This is a genomic window from Micromonospora sp. H61 (genome assembly GCF_018070325.1).
Lineage (GTDB): Bacteria > Actinomycetota > Actinomycetes > Mycobacteriales > Micromonosporaceae > Micromonospora > Micromonospora salmantinae.
This window is the reverse complement of record NZ_JAGPXY010000014.1, coordinates 1-20,608: the sequence shown is the minus strand read 5'-3', so window position 1 is coordinate 20,608 and position 20,608 is coordinate 1. Positions and strand designations below refer to the sequence as shown.

The following is a 20,608-nucleotide window of genomic DNA, read 5'->3' as shown; positions in this document are numbered from 1 at the left end:
ATGTTAACGCGCTCGCGGGGCCTCCTCAAGGGCTCGGCGGTGGTCCGCGCGGGGGATCTGGGGCGATGCCTGCGGGAACGCGGCGCAAGACGTCCTGCCCCAAGATCCGCAGCCCGGCAGCGGCAGATGTTCCCAGCGCATTACGTCTTGACGAACGGCATGTTATCGCTCACAGTCGATGCCTAAGGACGACGACACCTTGGCTTTCCGGGCAAGCCCTGCTTCGTCGATCTCGAATCAGGCGTGCGCTACTGCTCGCCGGCGTCTTGTTAACGCTAACTCTCTGACGCCTGCGCGCTCGGCCACGCGTCGCGGTACGCCCACCCTCGGGCAGGCCGTTCGGCTCTTGGTCACTGGAGGAGGATCATGTCTGCCCTCGATAGGTCTCCATCGATCGCAACGCCGCCGCGGCGGCGTTGGTGGTTGCCCCGCCTTCTCGCCGCCAGCGCGGCGGCGCTGATGGTCGGTGGCGCCGCCGTAGCGGTGGTGTCGTCTCCCGCCGCTGCGGCGTCGGTCGACACGAACGCGTGGTACGTGTTGGTCAACCGCAACAGCGGCAAGGCCCTGGACGTCTACAACCTGGCCACTAATGACGGTGCCCGGATCACCCAGTGGGCCCGCAACAACGGCAACCAGCAGCAGTGGCAGTTCGTCGACTCCGGTGGTGGCTACTACCGGGTGAAGTCGCGGCTGTCCGGCAAGGTGCTGGACGTCTCGGGCCGCTCGACCGCCAACGGTGGCAGCATCGTGCAGTGGAGTGACCTCAACGGCACCAACCAGCAGTTCCGGCTCGCCGACTCGGACAGCGGCTACGTCCGGTTGATCAACCGGAACAGCAACAAGGTGATGGAGGTGCAGGGCGCCTCGACCGCCGACGGCGGAAACATCGTGCAGTACGACGACTGGAACGGCGCCAACCAGCAGTGGCAGTTCGTCCGCGTCGACGGAACCACGCCGCCGCCGACGACGACTCCGCCGCCGGGCGGCACGTGCGACCTTCCCTCGACGTACCGGTGGTCCTCCAGCGGAGTGTTGGCGAACCCGAGGTCGGGTTGGGTGTCGCTGAAGGACTTCACCGTCGCCCCGTACAACGGCCAGCAACTGGTCTACGCCACCACGCACGACTTCGGTAGCAGTTGGGGCTCGATGAACTTCAGCCTCTTCTCGAACTACTCGCAGATGGGCTCGGCCAGCCAGAACGCGATGAACTCCGGCACTGTCGCGCCGTCGCTGTTCTACTTCGCGCCGAAGAACATCTGGGTGCTCGCCTACCAGTGGGGTGGACCGGCGTTCTCCTACCGGACCTCGTCCGACCCGACCAACCCGAACGGATGGTCGTCGCCGCAGACGCTGTTCACCGGAAGCATCACCGGCTCCGGTACCGGTCCGATCGATCAGGCTCTCATCGGTGACGGTACGAACATGTACCTGTTCTTCGCCGGAGACAACGGCAAGATCTACCGGGCCAGCATGCCGATCGGGAACTTCCCGGGCAACTTCGGCAGCAGCTACACGACCATCATGAGCGACACCACGAACAACCTGTTCGAGGCCGTTCAGGTCTACAAGCTGCAGGGTCTGAACAAGTACCTCATGATCGTCGAGGCGATCGGCTCGACGGGCCGCTACTTCCGTTCGTTCACGGCGACCAGCCTGAACGGTTCGTGGACCCCGCAGGCCGCGTCCCAGAGCAACCCGTTCGCGGGCAAGGTCAACAGCGGCGCGACCTGGACCAACGACATCAGCCACGGTGAGCTGCTGCGCACCAACGCCGACCAGACGATGACCGTCGACGCCTGCAACCTGCAACTGCTCTACCAGGGGCGTTCCCCCAGCTCCGACGGCGTCGACTACGGCCTGCTGCCGTACCGGCCGGGTCTGCTGACCCTGCAGCGCTGACCCTGTTTGATCAAGCTCGACTGACCCGGAACGGGCGGGCTCGGCGTCATGCCGAGCCCGCCCGGCTCATGTCAACGCTGCGACCGGCCCATGCTCACCGGATCGGCGTGCCGGTGACACAGGTCAGCACCCGGCCCTGACCACGGGTGGCGCTTGATGTGGTCGTGGCGAAACCGTGGGTCTCGAGCAGTGTTTCGGTCGCTGTGAGGTTCGCGGTGGCGTGCGCTTCGGTGGGTCGCTCGCCGAAGACGTAGAGCCGTCCTCCCGGCGCCAGCAGGCTGCGTATCCGAGCGATCTGCTGCGCCGCGTCGCCCAACCAGAAGAGGCTGACGTTCACCGCGAAGATCTTGGTGAAGTGACCGGTCGGAAGGTCGGCCGACTCGAACCCTGCTCGCCGAATCTCGGCTCTGCCGGCGTCGATGTGGCTCAGGTTCCGTTCGGTCGCGAGCCGCACCATCGTCGCGGCGCGGTCGATGGCGACGATCCGACCGGTGGTGAGTTGGCCGGCGACCAGGGAGACGGCAGCTCCCCGACCGCAGCCGATCTCCAGCACCTGGTCGTCAGGCGCGACAGCCATCGCCTGCACCGCCCAGCGCTGCCGCTGGGCGGGCGTCGCCGGAATCGGTTCGATCGCCGCGGGCGTCGTGCCAGCGCTGGACGAACCCGGATCGCGGGTCGAAAGAGTGGACCTCACGACGTCACTCGCCGGTGCCTTCTCTGCTCACACCTCTGATTCCACCCCCTCGGCGGAATCGGTGCACCGTGTCCTCGGTCACCGCGCCGGATCGACAGGCGCGACAGCGATCAGTGCACGGGCACCGGAGTGACGTCTCCGAGGGTGTCCGTCGGGGCCGGGACGTGCTTCGGGGCGCCGGCGTTCACCATGGCCACCGAGACCAGTGCCGCCGCGACCACAAATCCGACGGCAACCCAGTACGCGACCGAGTAGCCGTGCATCAGCGCCTCGTTCCGCTCCTGGGCCTGCGCCGCCGAGCCACCGTGCGAGACCAGGTAGGTGGCGGCCGAGCTGGTCGCGATGGTGTTGAGCAGCGCGGTGCCGATCGACCCGCCGACCTGCTGCGACGAGCTGATCATCGCGGAGGCGACACCGGCGTCCTTGGGTTCGACGCCGTGGGTGGAGATGCTCATCGCGGGCATGAACGCGGTCCCGATGCCGAGCCCGATCACCGCTTCGGCGAACGCGATCTCCAGGAAGCCGCTGCCCGCGTCGAGCGAAGCCAGCAGCACCAGACCGACCGCTGTGACGAGGTACCCGCCGACCATGATCGGCCGGGGTGCGATCCGGTGCGCGAGTCGGGCGCCGATCTGCGTGGCACCGATGGCCTGCGGCACTGCCATCGGCATGAAAGCCAATCCGGCCAGCACCGGCGACCATCCCTTCACCTGCTGGAAGTAGTAACTGAGCAGGAGGAACATCCCGAACATGCTGACGATCGCAAGGCCCACCGAGAGGTACGCGGCGGCCCGGTTGCGTTCGGTCAGGACGCGCAGTGGCAACAGCGGGGACGTGACCCGCGCCTGCACCACGACGAAGGTCGCCAGCAGCAGCACCCCTGCGGTGAACGACCCGATGGTCACCCCCGCCGACCATCCGCGGCTCTCGGCGACACCGAACCCGTAGACGAGGCCGACGAGTCCGGAGCTGGCCAGCAGTACGCCGGGCAGGTCGAGTCGCGCGCGGTGCCGCTCGCCGTCGTCGTGGACTGTGCGACTGGCGCCCAGGATCCCGATGACCGCGATCGGCACGAGGACGAACATCGCGAAGCGCCAGTTCAGGTACTGGGTGAGCAGCCCTCCCACGATCAGCCCCACAGCGCCGCCGGCGATCGAGACCGCGCTGAACACACCGAACGCCTTCGCGCGTTCCCTCGGCTGGGTGAAGGACAGGGAGAGCAACGAGAGCGCGGCCGGCGCGAGCAGGGCCGCGAACACACCCTGGAGTGCCCGGGCGAGCAGCAGCATCGCGGCGTTGACGGCCAGGCCGCCGATGGCCGAGGCGATCGCGAAGCCGGCCAGCGCGATCAGGAAGGTGCGCTTGCGCCCGACCATGTCACCGATCCGGCCACCGACAAGCAGCAGACCGCCGAAGGCCAGACCGTACGCGGTCACCACCCACTGCCTGCTCCCGTCGGTGAAGTGCAGCGCCTGTTGCGCCGAGGGGAGCGCGATGTTCATGACCGCCCCGTCGAGCACCACCATCAGTTGAGCGATGGAGATGAACAACAGGGCCTTCCACCGCTGGGACTCGGGGGCGGTGCGACCTGTGGGCATGACTGTTCCTTAAGAGTGGTTTAGGCGGATTCGAGCGACTCGCCCAACGCTAACTACTTTATGGAACGACCACCAAAGAATGTGCCTGCGGTTACAGCGGCGTCCGAGGTGTTTCGGACGGCCAAATCAGCTCCTTTGCCGGATTGTGTCGAGCAATCAAGAGGAAGTCGCGCCTGTGGAGGGGTCGACTGTGAGTGTCGTTACTTTGTCGAACGTTCCAGAAAAAGCTAGCGTTCCGTCTCACGAAGAGCCCTGCGGGCCCCGTGGCGGCTCACCAGTCGAAGTGGATGTGAGACGAGATGTCTGGACGGTTGGAAGCAAAGGTGCTGGTCGTGACCGGCGGCACGCAGGGCATGGGCCTGGCGTTCGCCCAGCGGGCGGCCACGGAAGGAGCCCGCGTCGTCATCGGCGCCCGAGACAAGGACCGGGGCGAGGAAGTCGTCGCGCAGATCAGGAACGCGGGCGGCAGTGCCCTGTTCTTGCCGACCGACGTGACGGTCGAGGAGGACATGGCGCGGCTCGTGGACGCCGCGGTGACTGAGTACGGGCGGCTGGACGGCGCGTTCAACAACGCCGGCGGTGGCCCGATGGCCAGCGTGCGCGAGACCGACAGCGACAACTGGCACCGGTCGCTCGCCCTCAACCTGACGAGCGTCTTCTACGGCCTCAAGTACGAGCTGCCGGCGATCATCGCCTCCGGCGGTGGCGCGATCGTCAACAACGCCTCGGTCTCCGGCGTGAAGGGCGACGGGACCCAGGCCGCCTACAACGCGGCGAAGCACGGGGTCATCGGTCTGACGCGCTCGGCGGCCCTGGACGTGGCGCGCTCCGGTGTACGGGTCAACGCCCTGGTCACCGGCCTGATCGACACCCCGCTCTGGCAGGGCGTGGTCAGCCAGGCCCCGGAGATCGCGGAGCGCTACCTGTCGGCGCAGCCGACCGGACGAGCCGGAACCTCCGACGAGGTCGCCGCGCTCACCGCGTTCCTGCTCAGCGACGAGGCCACCTTCATCAGCGGCGCGTCCATCGCCATCGACGGCGCCCTGACCGCCTGAGGCACTGAGGTCCGGTCCGGGGCGGCGGCTCCAGCGGCAGCCACCCCGGACCGGGCAACGCGCCAGACGATCCGGTAGGCCCGCTGGATCGTCTGCGTGACCGCGAACTCGGCCCACGGGCTGTCCGAGTTGCCGATCTCCTTACCGTCGCGTCGACAGCGGGCCACGATCGTGCCGTCGGTGCTCGGCGCGGACCTGATGCCGGCCGTCGGTCCGGGCGTTGGCGTCGAAAGGTTTCGACAAGATGGGGTCGAAACTTTCGGAAAAACATTGACACTCTGCAATGAGTCGGCCCAGGCTTGACGTGGCTGGCAATCGTGATCATCGATCTCGCTTCGTCCCTTCCTGTAACCACCACCTCGGAAGGAGACCTCTAGTGACCATCCCCTCGGGCCGTTCCAGGACCCGGTTCCTGGTCGTCGTGCTGGCGCTGGCGGCGCTCACTGTCGCCGGATCGGTATCGGTAGTGACACGAACGACGAATGCGCAAGCCGCCATGGGCACGCTGGCTGCGGCAGTGGAGGACGAGGGCGTCGACTGCGCCGTGTCCGGTCTGCCGGACCTGGGCTCGCTGCCCACCAACGCCAAGCTTCCCGATCCCTTCAAGAAGCTGAACGGAACGACCATCACCGCCAGGTCCGACTGGCGCTGCCGGCGGGCGGAGATCAAGGAACTTGCCGAGAAGTTCGTCTTTGGCGAGAAGCCCGCCAAGCCCGCGACGGTCACGGGGACGGTGTCCAACAGCACCGTCACCGTCAACGTGGCACACAACGGCAGGAGCTCCACCTTCTCGGCGCGGGTCGAGCTGCCGAGCGGCACCGGTCCCTTTCCCGCCGTCGTGGTCGTCGGCGGGTTCGGCGCCGACACGGCCACCATCAAAGCCGCCGGCGCTGCCGTGATCAGTTACGACCCGCTGGCAGTCGGCCGCGAGGGCACTCCCCGGACCAACAAGCAGGGCGCGTTCTACAGCATCTACGGCTCATCGAGCAGCACCGGACTGCTCGCCGCCTGGGGGTGGGGCGTCAGCCGGATCATCGACGTCATCGAGCAGTCCGACGGCAGGATCCTCAAGGCCGACGCGATGGGCGTCACCGGTTGCTCCCGTTACGGCAAGGGCGCCTTCGCGATCGGCGTGTTCGACCAGCGCATCGCCCTGACCATGCCGATCGAGTCGGGCAGCGCGGGCGTCCCCATCTTCCGGGGGATCCCGGGTGAGGGCGCGCAGAGCCTGAGCAGCGCGTACGGGGAGCAACCCTGGCTGGGTGACGCGTTCGGCTCCTTCACCGGCAGCCCGAACCGGCTCCCGGTGGACACCCACGAGATGGTCGCGATGGTGGCACCGCGCGGCTTGTTCATCATGGACAACCCACACATCGCCAACCTCGGCCCCCGGTCGGCGAGCGTCGCGGCCCTGGGCGGCGCCGAGGTCTACCAGGCGCTCGGCGCCGGCGACAACATCACCTACTGGTCCGACGTGCAGGACGGCAGCCACTGCGCCAACCGCCCCGAGTGGCGTACCCCTCTGCAGAACAACATCCGCAAGTTTTTGCTGAAGACGGGCAACGAGCCGGGCGTGATCCGGATTTCCAGCAGGGCGCTCGGCCGGTTGGCCGACTGGCGGGACTGGCCGACGCCGGTCCTGGCTGACGGCCCGACCACGCCGCCGCCGACCACGCCGCCGCCGACCACGCCGCCGCCGACCACGCCGCCGCCGACCACGCCGCCGCCGACCACGCCGCCCCCGACCACGCCGCCCCCGACCGGTGGCTGTGCGGCGACGGTGTCGGTCAACCAGTGGACGGGCGGTTTCGTCGCCACGGTGCGGGTGAGCGCCGGCACCGCGCCGGTAAACGGTTGGACGGTAACCATGACTCTGCCGTCGGGTGCCAGCATCACCAGCATCTGGAGCGCCAATCGGAGCGGCAGCACCGGGACCGTCCAGTTCACCAATGTCGCCTACAACGGCGCCATCGCAGCCGGGCAGTCGACCGAGTTCGGTTACCAGGGCAGCGGCACCGGTGCGGGGATGACTCCCACCTGTTCCACCGGGTGACCCGCAGGCCCGGTGCGGAGGCACACAGCCTCCGCACCGGGTCGCGCGGCTGCGCGGCGGAGCCGAGCGTCAGAGCCAGACCACGAGCCCGGTCAGGTCGTTGAGGACCGCGGCCACGCCCGCCCGGATGGCCGCCGCGCACCGGTCCGCGGTGAACGAGTTCGGGTCGTACGTCGAGGACATGCCGAGCCCCTCGCCACGGAACGACGCGCCGTCCCAGTCGACAGCTGTGACGTTGTAGGTGGGCTCGGCGAGTTCCGCGCCGACCACGAGGAACTTCTCGTCCAGGTGGTTCGGGGTGACCAGCGCGAGGCCGTCGATGAGGTCGTTGCCCGCGCTGACGATGAGGTCCGGGCCCATCTCCATCGCCTTGGCGATGCTGGGAACGGTGTCGTGCGCACTGCCGACGACGATGGTCCTCAGGTCGACGTGCTCGTCGTCGGCCCACTCCTTCACCGCCGTCACGAGGGCCTTGGTCGGGTTGTCCGTACCGCTGGTCAGCAGGACGACCCGGTAGTCCTTCGGCGGGTGGACGTCGGCCCACGAACCGGGCCGCGGGGTGATGGTCGCCTCCGGCGCGGGCTTCGTGGAGGGGTCGACGAACCCCGGGCCGAGAGTGCCGATGGCGCTGGGCGCCGGACGTGGCTCGGACCAGTCGTCGCTGGAGTTGCAGGCGGTGACCAGCGCGGCGGTCACGGCCAGCATGGCAACGGCCCGAAGCGGGGGGCGCAAGGTGATCGTCCTCCGGGTGGTGGCGGAAAGTGCGCGTACTTCTTCGTATTCCTATCTCAATTCCGGTCACCGGTAATCGGTGGGCGGCCGTTCGGGGAAGTTGTTCCCCGGCGGTTCGTCGGTGCGCGGGTTGGTGTTCACCAACGGCATGCAACGTGCACTGGCCAACCGAGGGAGTCGAATGTCAGGCCGCATCCGCCGCACCGTTATCGTCGCCGCTGTCGGGTTCGCCGCAGCGGTGGTTCCGTTTCTGGGCGCCGAACCGGCGTCCGCGCACGGCTTCTCGTCGACCGTGTACGCGAAAATTGCAGCGGGAGATGAGGGTCACATTCGGACCGGGGTGGAGCTCGAATACGACCTCCTCGTCGTTTCCGCCGCGGATGCCGGCGACGACGACCCGCTCTTCCAGGCGGGGACCGCCGCGTTCGAGGCGGGCGACACCGCCGCCCAGGCCGCCGCACTGAAGGGTCACGCGTCGGCGGTTCTCGGGTACGTCTCCGACCGGTTCTCGGTGAGTTCCCGGGGTGCGGCCTGCCGGCCGACCCAGGTGGGTGACGCGACGGTCGGCGAGCGCGAGGGTGTGCCGTACGCGGACCTGCTGCTCGACTGGACCTGCCCGGAGCGGGCCGACGAGCACGTGGTGCGCAGCGGCCTCTTCCCTGATGGTGAGGGCTACGTCAAGGGCACGAAGACGATAGTCACCTACGAGATCGACGGCCGTTCGGGCAGTGCGGCGCTCGACGCCGCCAACCCGTCCTTCTCGACCGCGCAGGCCTGGTACGAGCGGTTCGGCGAGTTCTTCCTCCTGGGCGCCGAGCATCTGCTGACCGGGGTCGACCACATCCTGTTCCTGCTGGCGCTCATCGCCGGGTCTCGGCGGCTTCGGGAGATCGTGCTCGCGGCCACCAGCTTCACCCTGGCGCACTCGGTGACGTTCATGCTCGCCGCGCTCGGCCTGGTCGAGGTGCCGGGGGTGATCGTGGAGCCGATCATCGCGCTCTCGATCGCCGTCGTCGCCGGTTGGCACCTGTGGGGGATCTGGCGGCGTGGTGAGCACGCGGCCGACCTGGAGACGGCCGGGCGCGGCCATTTCAGCCTGGATCGGGCCGGCTGGATCCGCCTCAGTGTGGTGTTCTGCTTCGGCCTCGTGCACGGCCTCGGCTTCGCGGGCGCGCTGGGTATCGACGAGGCGTGGTCGTGGACCCTGCTGTGGTCGCTGCTGGTGTTCAACGTCGGCATCGAGGTCGTTCAGTTGACGATTATCGCTGTCGTCTTCCCGCTGCTGTTCGTGCTGCGCCGTCGTGCGCCGAAAGCCGGCCTCTGGGCGACCGGAGCTGTTTCCGCAGGCGTGTCCATTATGGGGTTGATCTGGTTTGTGCAGCGCATTTCCGGATCATGAGTAGAGCTAAGTAGTTCGTGAGTGCAGTCTTTCGCAAGATCACGTTCATGGCCGGTTCATCGGGCGGCGAAAGCGTGGAATTGCTTCCCCAGCGTCGGGTGAAGGCACAATCCATTTCTCTATTTGAAAAGGGAACAATGTCGATGACATTGAGCACCTCGACACGGGCCTCCGCGCTCGTGCGGCGGCGCCTGGTCGCCGGGGTCGCAGCCGGGTTCCTCGGCCTGGGCGCGGCCCTCGGCAGTGGCCTGACGGCCACCGCGAGCGCGGCCGAGTCCACCACGATCACCGGTGTGGTCCTCGGCGTCGGCGCCAACGAGACCCAGCGCATCGTGAGCTGGTACTCCTCCGCCGACACCGCGCAGAAGATCCAGCTCGCCCCGACCGCCGAGATCGTCAACGGCGAGTTCCCGGCCGGCGCGGTCAGCTTCGACGCCGTCGGCGCGGCGAACACCTCCACCACCGGCTTCAACCGGCACGCCACGATCAGCAACCTGCGTGAGAACACGGCGTACTCGTACCGGGTCGGCGCCGAGGGCAGCTGGTCCCCGGCGTACGCCTTCAAGACGCAGGACTTCGAGGGCGACTACGACTTCCTGTTCTTCGGCGACCCCCAGATCGGCGCCTCCGGCGACGTCGCGAAGGACCAGGCCGGTTGGGCGGAAACCCTGAAGGTCGCCACCGCGGCGAACCCGAACGCCGAGCTGCTGGTCTCCGGCGGCGACCACGTCGAGTCCGCGAACAACGAGGCACAGTGGGACGCGTACCTCTCCCCGGAGCAGCTTCGGCAGTACCCGACGGCCGCGACCATCGGTAACCACGACGTCGGCGGCAAGTCCTGGGAGCAGCACCACTTCACCCCGAACACCGACCGTTCGGCCCAGTACTACAACGGTGACCAGTCGACCCGCTCCGGCGGCGACTACTGGTACATCTACAAGGACGTGCTGTTCATCGACATCAACAGCAACAGCTACGTCAACCCCGCCGACGGCTCGCCCGGTGGCGACGCGGCGCACGTCTCGTACGTCACCGACGTCGTCAACAAGCACGGCTCCGAGGCCAAGTGGAAGGTGCTCGTCTACCACCACGCGATCTACTCGGCCGCGAGCCACTCCACCGACGCGGACAACAAGAACCGCCGGAAGGACTTCACGACGGCGTTCTCCGATCTCGGCATCGACATGGTGCTGCAGGGTCACGACCACGTCTACACCCGTAGCTACTCCATCAAGAACGGCCAGAAGGAGAACCCGGCCGAGAAGCCGGGTGCTGCCGACGTGTTCCCCGGCCCGGGCGGTGTCATCTACGTGACGGCGAACTCGGCCTCCGGCTCGAAGTACTACGACATCAAGAAGCCCGACAACTCCGGCACTGGTGTCGAGGGCCTCGGCCCGGACCCGCTGAACCCGAGCAACTACTGGTTCAACTCGGCGCAGAACCAGGAGCACGTTCGCAGCTACGTCAAGGTGCAGGTCAAGGCGGACAAGCTGGTCCTGCAGAACATTCGCAGCGGCACCTGCGCGGCACCGAACGCGGCGGTCGAGAAGGGCGTCTCCTGCGTCAACACCCCGGACGGCCAGCCGGTCGGCTCGATCGTCGACAACACCACGATTCACCCGTACAGCGGTGACGGTCAGGCCATTCAGGTCAACGTGCCGAACCCGGCTCCGGGCGAGTTCGGCTGGACGATCGACGGCTACAACGGTCTGGTCGACCTGGGCACCGCGCAGGAGCGCAACGGCACCTACTTCCAGGCCAACGGCAAGATCAACCCGATCCTCGTGTCGGACAGCCGCCGGTCGCTCGCCCCGTGGTCGATCTCGGCCAACGTCGGCGACTTCCAGGACGCCGACAAGAAGTTCTCCGGCTCCTACCTCGGTTGGAACCCGTACGTGCTCGACGCCGGCGCGGGCGCCGAGGCCGGTGCCCCGGTCCTGTCGTCGCTCGACGACCAGGGCAAGGGCCTCTCGGTCTCCAGCGCGCTCGCCGCGGCCGCGCAGGGTCACCCGCGTGGTGGCGCCAAGCTCGGCGCTGACCTGGATCTGAAGATCCCGGACAGCATCGCGAAGGGCAGCTACCGCACCACCCTCACGATCACTGCCCTGAGCAGCTGACCGGACTGTTCCACTCGGCGGGGTAGGCACCTTCGGGGCCTACCCCGCCACCGGTTCACCCACTACCAAGATCACCACAAGGACTTGAGATGCAACCGTCCGTAACTCGCTGGAAGACCACGACCACCGCACGCCTCCGTACGACCGCACTGTCCCTGCTCGCCGTCGTCGCGGCCGTCGGTGTCGGCGCCGGTCCCGCCCTGGCGGCGGACGGCAACGTCGCCTGGACGGTCCGGACGGCCTCCAACGGCTACGGCGAGGCCCGGTCCAGCTACAGCTACAACGTCAACCCGGGCGGTGCCGTCGAGGACGCCATGGTCGTGGCCAACCGCGGCCCGGCGCCGCTGACCCTCTCCGTGTACGCGGCCGACGGCTTCACCACCGACGCCGGCCAGCTCGACCTGCTCACCAAGGACAAGAAGTCGATCGCGATCGGCGCCTGGGTGAAGCCGAACGCCGGCAGCGTCGTGATCCAGCCCGGAAAGACCGCCCAGGTCCCCTTCAAGGTCAACGTTCCGGAGAACGCCACGCCCGGCGACTACGTCGGTGGCATCCTCACCACGCTGACCCAGGCCGACCAGGCTGAGGGGATCAACGTCGACCGGCGCCTCGGTATCCGGATCAAGTTGCGGGTGGGCGGCGAGCTGAAGCCGAACCTCGCGATCGAGAACCTCCACGTCACGTACGCCGGGCCGACCAACCCGTTCAGCAAGGGTGACGCCACCATCACCTACAAGGTCCACAACGTCGGCAACGCGGCCCTGTCCGGTAGGCAGGCGGTGACCGTCTCGGGCCCGTTCGGCCTGCTGCGGGTGCGGGCCGAGGATGTCGCCGCGCCGCCGGAGCTGCTTCCGGGTGAGAGCTGGGACGTGACGGTGCCCGTACACGGGGTGGCTCCCGCCGTCTTGCTGGCCGCGACCGCGACGGTGACACCCCTGCTCACCGACGCCTCGGGTTCCACCACCTCGCTCAAGCCGGTCCAGGTCACCGCGCACGGCTGGGCCCTGCCCTGGATGCTGGTGCTGGTGCTCGTCGTGCTGATCGCCCTGCTCGTCGGGGCGTACCTGTACCGACGCCGCAACCGGGCGCAGAGCAAGGCGCGCGAGGACGCCCGCGTACGCGACGCCGTCGAGCAGGCGCTTCGTGGCCCGGAGCCGCAGACCTCCTGACCCGGCTACGCCCGGCGAGGCCCACCCAGCGCTGGCGTTCGTCCTTGTGGGTGAACGACGCTCGGCCCCGGGCCACGCCTGTTCCCGAGCCGGCATGCTGCGACGGTGACGCCGGCACGGAGAGGGAAGCCACATGGTTGACGGGGATGTGCCAGAGCGGATGCAGGCCGCGGCCTTCGACGAGTTCGGCGGGCCGGAGGTGATCACCCTGCGGAAGCTGCCGATCCCGCAGGTCGCCGACGACGAGGTGCTGATCAAGGTCCTGAGCGCAGGTGTCGGGGTGTGGGACGCGTACGAGCGCGAGGGTGTGCTGGTGCCGGAGGGCTCGGCGCTCCCGATCGTGCCCGGCTCCGACGGCGCCGGAACCGTGATCGCGGCCGGCAGCAAGGTGACCGGCCTGGCGGTGGGCGACCTGGTCTACGTCTCCGCCACCGCTCGCCCGAAGGGCGGCTTCTACGCCGAGTACGCGTCGGTCAAGGCGGAGTACGCGGCGAAGGTGCCCGACGGCGTGCCTGCCGAACACGCCGGTGCCATGCCCACCGACGCGCTGACCGCGCTGGCCGGGCTCGACGCGATCAGCCTGTCGGCCGGCGCCTGGCTGCTGATCTTCGGTGCGAGCGGCGGTCAGGGCCACCTGGCCGTGCAGTTGGCGAAGCGGCAGGAGCTGAACGTGATCGCCGTGGCGTCCGGGGCGGACGGCGTCGCGCTGGTGACCCGACTCGGCGCCGACGTGTCCCTCGACGGCCACGGCGACATGACCGACGTGCTGGCCCGGATCCGGGACGCGGCGCCGGGCGGGGTGAACGCCATCCTGGCGATGGCCGGCGGCGCGACGCTGGACCGGCTGACCGAGGCGCTGGCCGACGGCGGGGTCGTCGCGTTCGCCCACGGGGTGCGGCCGGAGCCGCAGGAGCGGTCGGGCGTCATGGTCCGCGCGTACGACGGCGAATCGAGTCCTCGACAGTTGCAGCGCCTCAACGAACTCATCGAGGCGGGGCCGTTCGTGGTGCACGTCGCGGAGAAGTTCCCGCTGGGCAAGGTGCGGGACGCACACCAGCGCCTACAGACGTCCTACGCCGGCAAGCTCCTGCTGACGGTCGCCTGAGACGTCAGGGCGTGCGCTGTTGCGGCACGCGTACCGAAGCCATGCCGGCCGCCGTCGCTGCCTGGATGCCCAGGTCGGTGTCCTCGAAGACCAGGCAGGACTCCGGGGGTACGCCGAGCTGCTCCGCCGCGAGCAGGAACGCCTCCGGGTCGGGCTTGGCCCGGGTGTAGTCGTCGGCGCAGACCAGCACGTCGAACCGGTCCAGCAGACCGAGCGCGTCCAGGGAGGCGGTGACCGATGCGCGGGTGCTGCCGGAGACGACGGCGAACGGGACCCGCCGGTGCGCGTCGTGGATGTGCGCCAGCACGTCGGGCACGGCGGCGAGTTGCGGTAGCAACTCCTGGTAGTAGCTCTCCCGGCGTTCGACGACGGCCGCCACCGGCATGGCCAGACCCTGCTGCTCGTTCAGCGTGACGATGATGTCGGCGGTGGGCCGCCCACCCCAGGCGTAGAAGAGGTCCTCGGGGAACTCGCAGCCCCACTCCTCAAGGGCCCGCTGCCAGGCCAGGTAATGCAGCGGCATCGAGTCGACGATGGTGCCGTCGCAGTCGAACAGGTACGCGGCGAACGGCCCGGGAGGCAGAGGCAGACTCACCCGGGAAGGGTACAGCTCACTCGGTCGTGACGGCTCTCAGCTGACTGAGCAGGTACGCGCGCTCCGGTTCGGTGCCGACCAGCGTCAACGCGCTGCGGTACGCGGCGGCGGCCTCGTCGTACCGGCCGAGCCGACGCAGCAGGTCGGCCCGTGCCGCCGGATAGGGGTGGTGGCCGCGCAGCCGAGGCTCGTCGGCCAACTCGTCGAGCAGCGCGAGCCCCGCCGCCGGCCCGTCCCGCATGGCGACCGCGGCGGCCCGGTTGAGCGCCACGATCGGTGAGGGCACCAGGCCGAGCAGCACGTCGTAGAGGGCCACCACCTGCGGCCAGTCGGTGCTGGCCACGTCGGCGGCCTCGTCGTGCAGCGCGGCGATGGCGGCCTGCACGCCGTACGGGCCGGGCGCTCGGCCGGTCAGCGCGACCACCACCAGGCCGCGCCCCTCCTCGATCATTTGACGGTCCCAGCGTCCCCGGTCCTGGTCGTCGAGAAGGATCATGGCGCCGTCCGGCCCGGTACGCGCGTCCCGTCGGGCGTGGACCAGCAGCATCAGGCCGAGCAGCCCGGAGACCTCCCGCTCGGCCGGCAGCAGCCGCCGCAGGATCCGGCCCAGCCGGATGGCTTCCTCGGCCAGGTCGATCCGTTGCAGATCCGGGCCGGAGCTGGCCGCGTACCCCTCGGTGAAGACCGAGTAGACGGCCTGGAGAACCGTGGGCAGCCGACCGGGCAGCTCGTCGGGCCCCGGCACCCGGAACGGGATGCGTGCGTCGCGGATCTTTCGCTTGGCGCGGACGAGTCGTTGGGCCATGGTGGCGGGCGGCACCAGGAAGGCCCGCGCGACCTCGGTGGTGGTGAGGCCGGCCAGGAACCGCAGGGTGAGCGCGCCGCGATCCTGCGCGGCCAGCGCCGGGTGCGCGCAGGTGAAGAAGAGCGCCAACCGGTCGTCGGGCAGGTCGCGGTCCGCGTCGGCGGGCGGCGCGTGATCGGCCCGCTCGGCCTCCGCCTGCAGTACGGCGAGCCGGGTCGCCAGCACCCGGTCCCGACGCAGCCGGTCCACGGCCCGACGACGAGCAGTGGTGAGCAGCCAGGCCCCCGGCCGGCTCGGGACGCCGTCGGTCGGCCAGTGCGTCAGCGCCGCCTCGATGGCCTCGGAGGTGACCTCCTCGGCCAGGTCGAGGTCGCCGAAGCGGCGCACGAGCGAGGCGAGCAGTCGGCCGCGTTCCTCCCGGAACACCGCCTCCACCGACGACCCGACGGCTGCCCCCTCAGCCGGCACTGTCACCCCTGCATGTCGATCTCGAAGATGGGACGGACCTGGACCGATCCGGTGCCGATGGCCCCGGGGCTGCGGGCCGCCCAGTCCAGCGCGGCGTCGAGGTCCGGCACGTCGATGACGTCGTACCCGCCGAGCAGCTCTCGGGTCTCGGCGAACGGCCCGTCGGTGATCGTGCGCTCGCCGTCCGGGCCGACCTGCACCGTGGTGCAGGTGGTCAGGTCCTGCAAGGGGTGCCCGGAGACCCAGACCCCGGCGTCCTTCATCTCCCGGTCGTAGCGGATCCAGTCCTCGAAGCTGCACCCGTTGTCGACGACCTCCCCGTCAACCATGGGGCTCATGAACAGCAGCATGTACTTCACGTTTCGGCTCCTCTCGGTGCGGCGGGTCGCCGTACAGCATGACGACGAACACGGGCCGGTGATATCGACACGGCGCGGGCAGATCTTTTTCGGCCTTGGCCACACCGAAGCCGCGAAGCTGCTGTGAGCTTCATCCGGTCTACTCGTCGGGCGTCGCTCCGAAGAGCAGGAAGAACCGCTCGGCCGCTCGGATGTCGCCGTGCACGTCGATTTCGCCCGCCGATACCGCCGATCGCAGCGGCGTGCCGCCGAACATCAGGTCCCGCAGTGCTCTGACAGTGCCGGTGACAGTGACGTCGACAGGGCCCGACCGGCCACGGGCGACGTCGATCCCACTCGGAGACACCCCCACCTCGAAGGCGTCGGTGCCCACCTGCAACCGGAGTCGAGCCGTCACCGGCGCGTCGGTCGGTGGTCGATAGAGAGCCTTGAGCAACAGCATGAACGCGTCAGTGCTCATCTCGACGTCCGGCTCCGCGGGCAGGCCGGCGCCCCACCGCGACAGCTCGATCAGTGTCGGTTCCAGTTGCTGGCCGCGTTCGGTCAGCTCGTACGCGTGCACGCTTGCCGGCGGCCCGAGCTGCACCCGCCGGACGATGCCGGACTGCTCCAGCTCCCGCAGTCGCTGGCTGAGCACGTTCTGGCTGGCCTTCGGCAGCCCGGCCCGCAGATCGCCGAAACGCTTCGGGCCGAACACCAACTCTCGGACGATCAACAGAGCCCAGCGCTCGCCGACGATGTCCATCGTGCGCGCCGCCCCGCAGGCGTCCTGGTAAGTCCGCTGAGTCACACCGCCATCGTAGTGGGCGTCCACCGAACAGTGCTAACGTCGGACTGTCTAGTCCTAACTTAGGAGCGCGTAATGGATGCACTGCTCGCCAAGGTGATCGAGCGTCACGGCGGCCTTGATCGCTGGAACACCGCGTCGACCCTCACCACCCGGCTCACCTACGGCGGCCCGTTCTGGGCGTTCAAGGGCCGCCCCGACTTCGACAGCACCGAACTTGTCGAGGCCGACCTGCACCGGGAACGGATCCGCCACGTCCAGGAGGGCACCGGCCAGGTCACCGAGTACGACAGCGACACCGACCGGGTCACCGTCACCGCGGCGGACGGCAGCCTGATCGACGAGTTGACGAACCCTCGGGCCAGCTTTGCCGGCTACACCGGGGAGAGCCAGTGGACGCTCGCCCAGGCGGCCTACTTCCGTGGCTACGCCACCTGGCACTACCTCGTCGAGCCGTTCCTGTTCACCTGGCCAGGCGTGGAGGCGCACGAGGTCGAGCCGTGGAAGGAGGACGGCGAGTCCTGGCGCGTCCTGCGCGTCACGTACCCCGAGAGCGTGCACACCCACAGCGACACCCAGCTGTACTACTTCGACGACGGCGGGCTGCTGCGGCGCATGGACTACCAGCCGGTGGTCAACGGCTCCTCCCCGGTCGCGCACCACGTCAGCGGGGCGACCGAGGTCGACGGGCTGGTCGTGCCGACGCGACGCCGGATCCACATCCGCCAGGAGGACCGCACCCCGGACCTCTCCTGGACGCCGATCACCCTGGACCTGGCTGACGTCCGGATCCGCTGAGACCCCGATGGTGTCGCAGCGGACCCGGCGCCCTGCCGCCGACCGGACGCCCCGGCCTCAGGTCGAGGCGTCCGTCCGGCGCCGGCTTCGCTCAGCCCGCCGTCGCATCTGCTGGTACGCGCCGGTCAGCCCCATCGCCCGGCGTACCTCGAGCACCGTCTGGCGTACCTCCTGGCGGGTCCGTTCCGTACCCTCGACGATCAGTCGGTCGACCAGGCCCCGGTCGGCTTCGATCTCGGCCCGGCGCTGCCGGATCGGCGCCAGGAACCCCTCCAGCGCGACGATCAGCCGTTCCTTGACCTCCACGTCACCCACCCGCCCGGCCCGGTACCGCCGGGCCAGGTCGGTCACCTCGTCGCGGTCCGGATTGAAAACCTCGTGGTACGCGAACACCGGGTTGCCTTCCACAGTCCCCGGCACGTCGGCCCGCACCCGGTTCGGGTCGGTGTACATGCCGAGCACCTTGCGACGCACAGTCGCCGCGTCGTCGGAGAGCGCGATCGAGTTGCCCCGGCTCTTGCTCATCTTGGCGGTGCCGTCGGTCCCCACCAGGCTCGGCGTGTCCGCCGGGATCAACTCGGGCACCGGGAAGACGGGGCCGTACAGGTGGTTGAACCGCCGGGCGATCTCCCTGGTCACCTCGACGTGTGCGGCGTTGTCCCGGCCGACCGGAACCACCTCCCCCTTCACGCAGAGGATGTCGGCGGCCTGGAGCACCGGATAACCCAACAGCCCGTACGGCATCTCCTCCTTGCCGGCGTCGCGGGCCATGTCCTTGAGCGAGGGCACCCGTTCCAGCCGGGGGACGGTCACCAGGTTCTGCAGGAGGGTGTTGAGGTCGCCGACCTCGGGGATGGCCGACTGGAGATAGAACGTGGCCCGGTCCGGGTCGACGCCGGCGGCGAGGATGTCGGTCACCATCTCGCGGGCGTTGCCGGAGACCCGGTCGATGTCCTCCCGGCGGTTGCGGGTGGTGAGCATGTGCAGGTCGGCGATGATGAAGAAGCTCTCGTAGCGCCGGTGCAGCCGTACCCGGTTGGCGATGCTGCCGACGTAGTGGCCGAGGTGCAGGCGGCCGGTAGGCCGGTCGCCGGTGAGCATTCGTGCGACGGACATGGTGGTGCCTCTCGTATCCGAAGGTGGGTCACGCATGGGCGCGCGCCGAAGCAGGGCTGGCTCAGCCCTGCTCGGTCAGCGGGATCGACTCAGCGAGTCGCCCGCCATCGCGCGCCGGCGCGAAACCGCAGACCACCGGCACGGAGGACGTTCAGAAGTTGCTCACGGCCGTCGCCGGAGCTGGTCGGGATCTCGGGCACGGCACCGACGAAGCGGCCGTCGAACAGGTCGACCGCCTCGGATGCGCAGTTGCCCGTCCGGACCACGGCTTCAGATTACCCGCGGGATGCCGCCGGGAGGCGGAAGGTAGCTGTCGGCGTAGTAGGCGCCGACGCGTTCCCGGTACTCCTGGTCGGCCGAAACCGGATCGAACGGTGGCGCGTCCTTGATCTGCTGGCGGGTCCGGTCGACGTGCACGACGCGTTCCTGGTGATCCACCCGGTCGACCGTCCCGGCCGGTAGCAACACCTTCTGGCCGAAGATCCATGGCCCGGTGTCGACCACCAGGTGTCCGGCGTCCGCCTCGTCGCTCGTCTCGTCGATGGTGCCGATACGCCCGTCGCTCGCCTGCACCTGATAACCCACCAGGTCGACGGGCGTACCCGGGCCGGGGGCGTCCGGGCCGTCGTGCCCACCCTCCTGATCCTCCGGAGGGGTGACCGAGGGGGTGGTCTCGGTATACCCGCCGGCCAAGGCGGACGGATCACGCCAGGCCCAGGGGTTGAATATCGAGGGTTGCATGGGGCACCTCCAGGGGACGGTCCTCAGCTGTCCCCCTTCGCAGTGCCCATCCCGCTGACGCCGGAAACAGCCTGGGCTCCACGCGGCAGCGCTCCTGCCGAGGTGTGGGGCGGTCCGCCCGGCGTTCGCGCCGCCGCCGGTTCCGCGCCGGCGCGGGCACGGTGACCAGGCGCGCTGGCATACTCGGCTGCCATGGTGCTGTCGCGAGGGTGGAGCCTCTTCCTGGTCGGAGTCGGCGTCTGGACCTGGGTGATCTGGCCGAGGTTCGCGGTCGCCATCTGGCAGGACCCGCGGTCCTGGGCGTCCGGCACGGTGGCCGACGGCCCGGCCACCAGCTTCCTGTGGGTGCACGCCTTGCTGATCGCCGCGTCCCTGGCCATCGGCACCACCGCCGGTGTTCTCGGCGTCCGGGCCTGGCTCGCCGCCCGGCGGCGGCAGCCGTCCTGATCACCGCCGCTCCTGAGGACCAGGACGGCCTGCCGTGATGGTCGCCGAGCGCCTGCTGCTGACGGAACGGCTCTGACCTGGGAAAACCGGTCGGACGTGCGAATGTGACGCGCGCCGCTACCCGTGGATTTGACGATCAAACCCGCAGACGCGTAACTTTCTCTCTGCCAGCGCGGAACGGGGCAAACGGGACGAAGGTCCTAGAGCACCGAAACGGGATGGCAACCGGGTCAAGCAGGGGTTCACTTCTGGGAGACGCGGTCCGGGCGGGGCTCGCCGGATCGGCCGCGAGGCGGATTTGGTGCGGCGAAGCCGACCGGGTAAGGTTCACGACCGGCAGGGAACCGGGCGAGACTGCGGGAAACCGCAGCGGCCGGTCTGCTGAATCCGACGACCTGACGCAGCGGTTCGCTGCTGCGTGAGTGCGCCGGCGCTGACCCGTACGAAGCATGACAGACCGGGACACACGGTTTGACACGGCGAAGACGGTGAGGTAACGTAGTAAAAGTGCCCGGCGCGAGAGCGGCGGGGACGCGGTACGAAAAGCCCCGGTTGGGGTTCCACTGTGGTGGGGCTTCTGGTCGGTGTGTGGTTGTTCTTTGAGAACTCAACAGGGTGCTTGTAAAGCCAGTGCCAATTATGATTTATACCCCGGACTGGTCAGTTTTTGC

20 protein-coding genes are annotated in these 20,608 nt (G+C 69.0%); 10 read left to right on the top strand and 10 right to left on the bottom strand.

Translation table 11 applies throughout. The features are described from left to right. The first annotated feature begins 366 nt into the window (after positions 1-366). Positions 367-1,899, top strand: coding sequence for a non-reducing end alpha-L-arabinofuranosidase family hydrolase (locus KBX08_RS09835; protein ID WP_210782614.1), 1,533 nt, complete (start codon positions 367-369; stop codon positions 1,897-1,899). A 94-nt stretch (positions 1,900-1,993) separates the two neighbouring features. On the opposite strand, the gene KBX08_RS09830 is transcribed toward KBX08_RS09835, so the two are convergent. Then, positions 1,994-2,476: a trans-aconitate 2-methyltransferase gene (locus KBX08_RS09830; protein WP_210782612.1), complete on the bottom strand. Its 483-nt coding sequence runs from the start codon at positions 2,474-2,476 to the stop codon at positions 1,994-1,996. 227 nt (positions 2,477-2,703) lie between these two features. Continuing rightward, a complete protein-coding gene (locus KBX08_RS09825; protein WP_210782610.1) occupies positions 2,704-4,191 on the bottom strand; it encodes an MFS transporter in 1,488 nt (495 codons plus the stop codon). Between the two features lie 332 nt (positions 4,192-4,523). Between KBX08_RS09825 and KBX08_RS09820 the strand changes: the two genes are divergently transcribed. Continuing rightward, the gene (locus tag KBX08_RS09820) at positions 4,524-5,246 is read left to right on the top strand and encodes an SDR family NAD(P)-dependent oxidoreductase (protein WP_307850498.1); all 723 of its coding nucleotides are present in this window, start codon (positions 4,524-4,526) and stop codon (positions 5,244-5,246) included. A 376-nt stretch (positions 5,247-5,622) separates the two neighbouring features. Further along, positions 5,623-7,299 carry a cellulose binding domain-containing protein gene (locus KBX08_RS09815; RefSeq protein WP_307850497.1) on the top strand — a complete coding sequence of 559 codons (1,677 nt, stop codon included), beginning with the start codon at positions 5,623-5,625 and terminating at the stop codon, positions 7,297-7,299. Positions 7,300-7,368: 69 nt separating this feature from the next. Here KBX08_RS09815 and KBX08_RS09810 read toward each other — a convergent pair whose 3' ends face one another. Then, positions 7,369-8,031 carry a hypothetical protein gene (locus tag KBX08_RS09810; RefSeq protein WP_210782604.1) on the bottom strand — a complete coding sequence of 221 codons (663 nt, stop codon included), beginning with the start codon at positions 8,029-8,031 and terminating at the stop codon, positions 7,369-7,371. A 181-nt stretch (positions 8,032-8,212) separates the two neighbouring features. Between KBX08_RS09810 and KBX08_RS09805 the strand changes: the two genes are divergently transcribed. The 4 genes from KBX08_RS09805 (at position 8,213) to KBX08_RS09790 (ending at position 13,821) form a co-directional block, all read left to right on the top strand. Then, entirely contained in the window at positions 8,213-9,430 is a 1,218-nt protein-coding gene (locus tag KBX08_RS09805) for a HupE/UreJ family protein (RefSeq protein WP_210782602.1), read from the top strand. Positions 9,431-9,573: 143 nt separating this feature from the next. Then, positions 9,574-11,547, top strand: coding sequence for a metallophosphoesterase family protein (locus KBX08_RS09800; RefSeq protein WP_210782599.1), 1,974 nt, complete (start codon positions 9,574-9,576; stop codon positions 11,545-11,547). A gap of 89 nt (positions 11,548-11,636) precedes the next feature. Then, positions 11,637-12,716, top strand: a complete 1,080-nt coding sequence (locus KBX08_RS09795) for a WxL protein peptidoglycan domain-containing protein (RefSeq protein WP_210782597.1) — start codon at positions 11,637-11,639, stop codon at positions 12,714-12,716. A gap of 133 nt (positions 12,717-12,849) precedes the next feature. Beyond that, positions 12,850-13,821 (top strand): NADP-dependent oxidoreductase, encoded by a 972-nt coding sequence (locus tag KBX08_RS09790; protein ID WP_210782595.1) that lies wholly within the window; start codon positions 12,850-12,852, stop codon positions 13,819-13,821. 4 nt (positions 13,822-13,825) lie between these two features. Here KBX08_RS09790 and KBX08_RS09785 read toward each other — a convergent pair whose 3' ends face one another. The 3 genes from KBX08_RS09785 to KBX08_RS09775 are packed head-to-tail and all read right to left on the bottom strand — an operon-like array spanning position 13,826 to position 16,027. Beyond that, positions 13,826-14,416 carry an HAD family phosphatase gene (locus KBX08_RS09785; protein ID WP_210782593.1) on the bottom strand — a complete coding sequence of 197 codons (591 nt, stop codon included), beginning with the start codon at positions 14,414-14,416 and terminating at the stop codon, positions 13,826-13,828. Between the two features lie 16 nt (positions 14,417-14,432). Further along, positions 14,433-15,689, bottom strand: coding sequence for a sigma-70 family RNA polymerase sigma factor (locus KBX08_RS09780; RefSeq protein ID WP_307850503.1), 1,257 nt, complete (start codon positions 15,687-15,689; stop codon positions 14,433-14,435). A 2-nt stretch (positions 15,690-15,691) separates the two neighbouring features. Further along, the gene (locus tag KBX08_RS09775) at positions 15,692-16,027 is read right to left on the bottom strand and encodes a YciI family protein (protein WP_238687996.1); all 336 of its coding nucleotides are present in this window, start codon (positions 16,025-16,027) and stop codon (positions 15,692-15,694) included. Here KBX08_RS09775 and KBX08_RS09770 point away from each other — a divergent pair. After that, a complete protein-coding gene (locus KBX08_RS09770) occupies positions 16,026-16,175 on the top strand; it encodes a hypothetical protein (protein WP_210782591.1) in 150 nt (49 codons plus the stop codon). The genes KBX08_RS09775 and KBX08_RS09770 overlap by 2 nt on opposite strands. A 12-nt stretch (positions 16,176-16,187) precedes the next feature. Here KBX08_RS09770 and KBX08_RS09765 read toward each other — a convergent pair whose 3' ends face one another. Next, positions 16,188-16,838 carry a winged helix-turn-helix transcriptional regulator gene (locus KBX08_RS09765; RefSeq protein WP_210782589.1) on the bottom strand — a complete coding sequence of 217 codons (651 nt, stop codon included), beginning with the start codon at positions 16,836-16,838 and terminating at the stop codon, positions 16,188-16,190. Between the two features lie 72 nt (positions 16,839-16,910). On the opposite strand from KBX08_RS09765, the gene KBX08_RS09760 reads away from it, so the two are divergent. Then, a complete protein-coding gene (locus KBX08_RS09760; protein WP_210782587.1) occupies positions 16,911-17,633 on the top strand; it encodes a hypothetical protein in 723 nt (240 codons plus the stop codon). A gap of 57 nt (positions 17,634-17,690) precedes the next feature. Here the strand turns inward: KBX08_RS09760 and trpS are convergent, their stop codons facing one another. The 3 genes from trpS to KBX08_RS09745 form a co-directional block, all read right to left on the bottom strand. Next, entirely contained in the window at positions 17,691-18,749 is a 1,059-nt protein-coding gene (gene trpS, locus KBX08_RS09755; RefSeq protein WP_210782585.1) for a tryptophan--tRNA ligase, read from the bottom strand. An 89-nt stretch (positions 18,750-18,838) separates the two neighbouring features. Then, complete coding sequence (locus KBX08_RS09750) at positions 18,839-19,015, bottom strand: hypothetical protein (RefSeq protein ID WP_210782583.1); 177 nt, start codon at positions 19,013-19,015, stop codon at positions 18,839-18,841. A gap of 4 nt (positions 19,016-19,019) precedes the next feature. Beyond that, entirely contained in the window at positions 19,020-19,490 is a 471-nt protein-coding gene (locus KBX08_RS09745; RefSeq protein WP_210782581.1) for a PRC-barrel domain-containing protein, read from the bottom strand. A gap of 192 nt (positions 19,491-19,682) precedes the next feature. On the opposite strand from KBX08_RS09745, the gene KBX08_RS09740 reads away from it, so the two are divergent. Then, a complete protein-coding gene (locus tag KBX08_RS09740) occupies positions 19,683-19,937 on the top strand; it encodes an SCO4848 family membrane protein (protein WP_210782579.1) in 255 nt (84 codons plus the stop codon). Positions 19,938-20,608 lie beyond the last annotated feature (671 nt).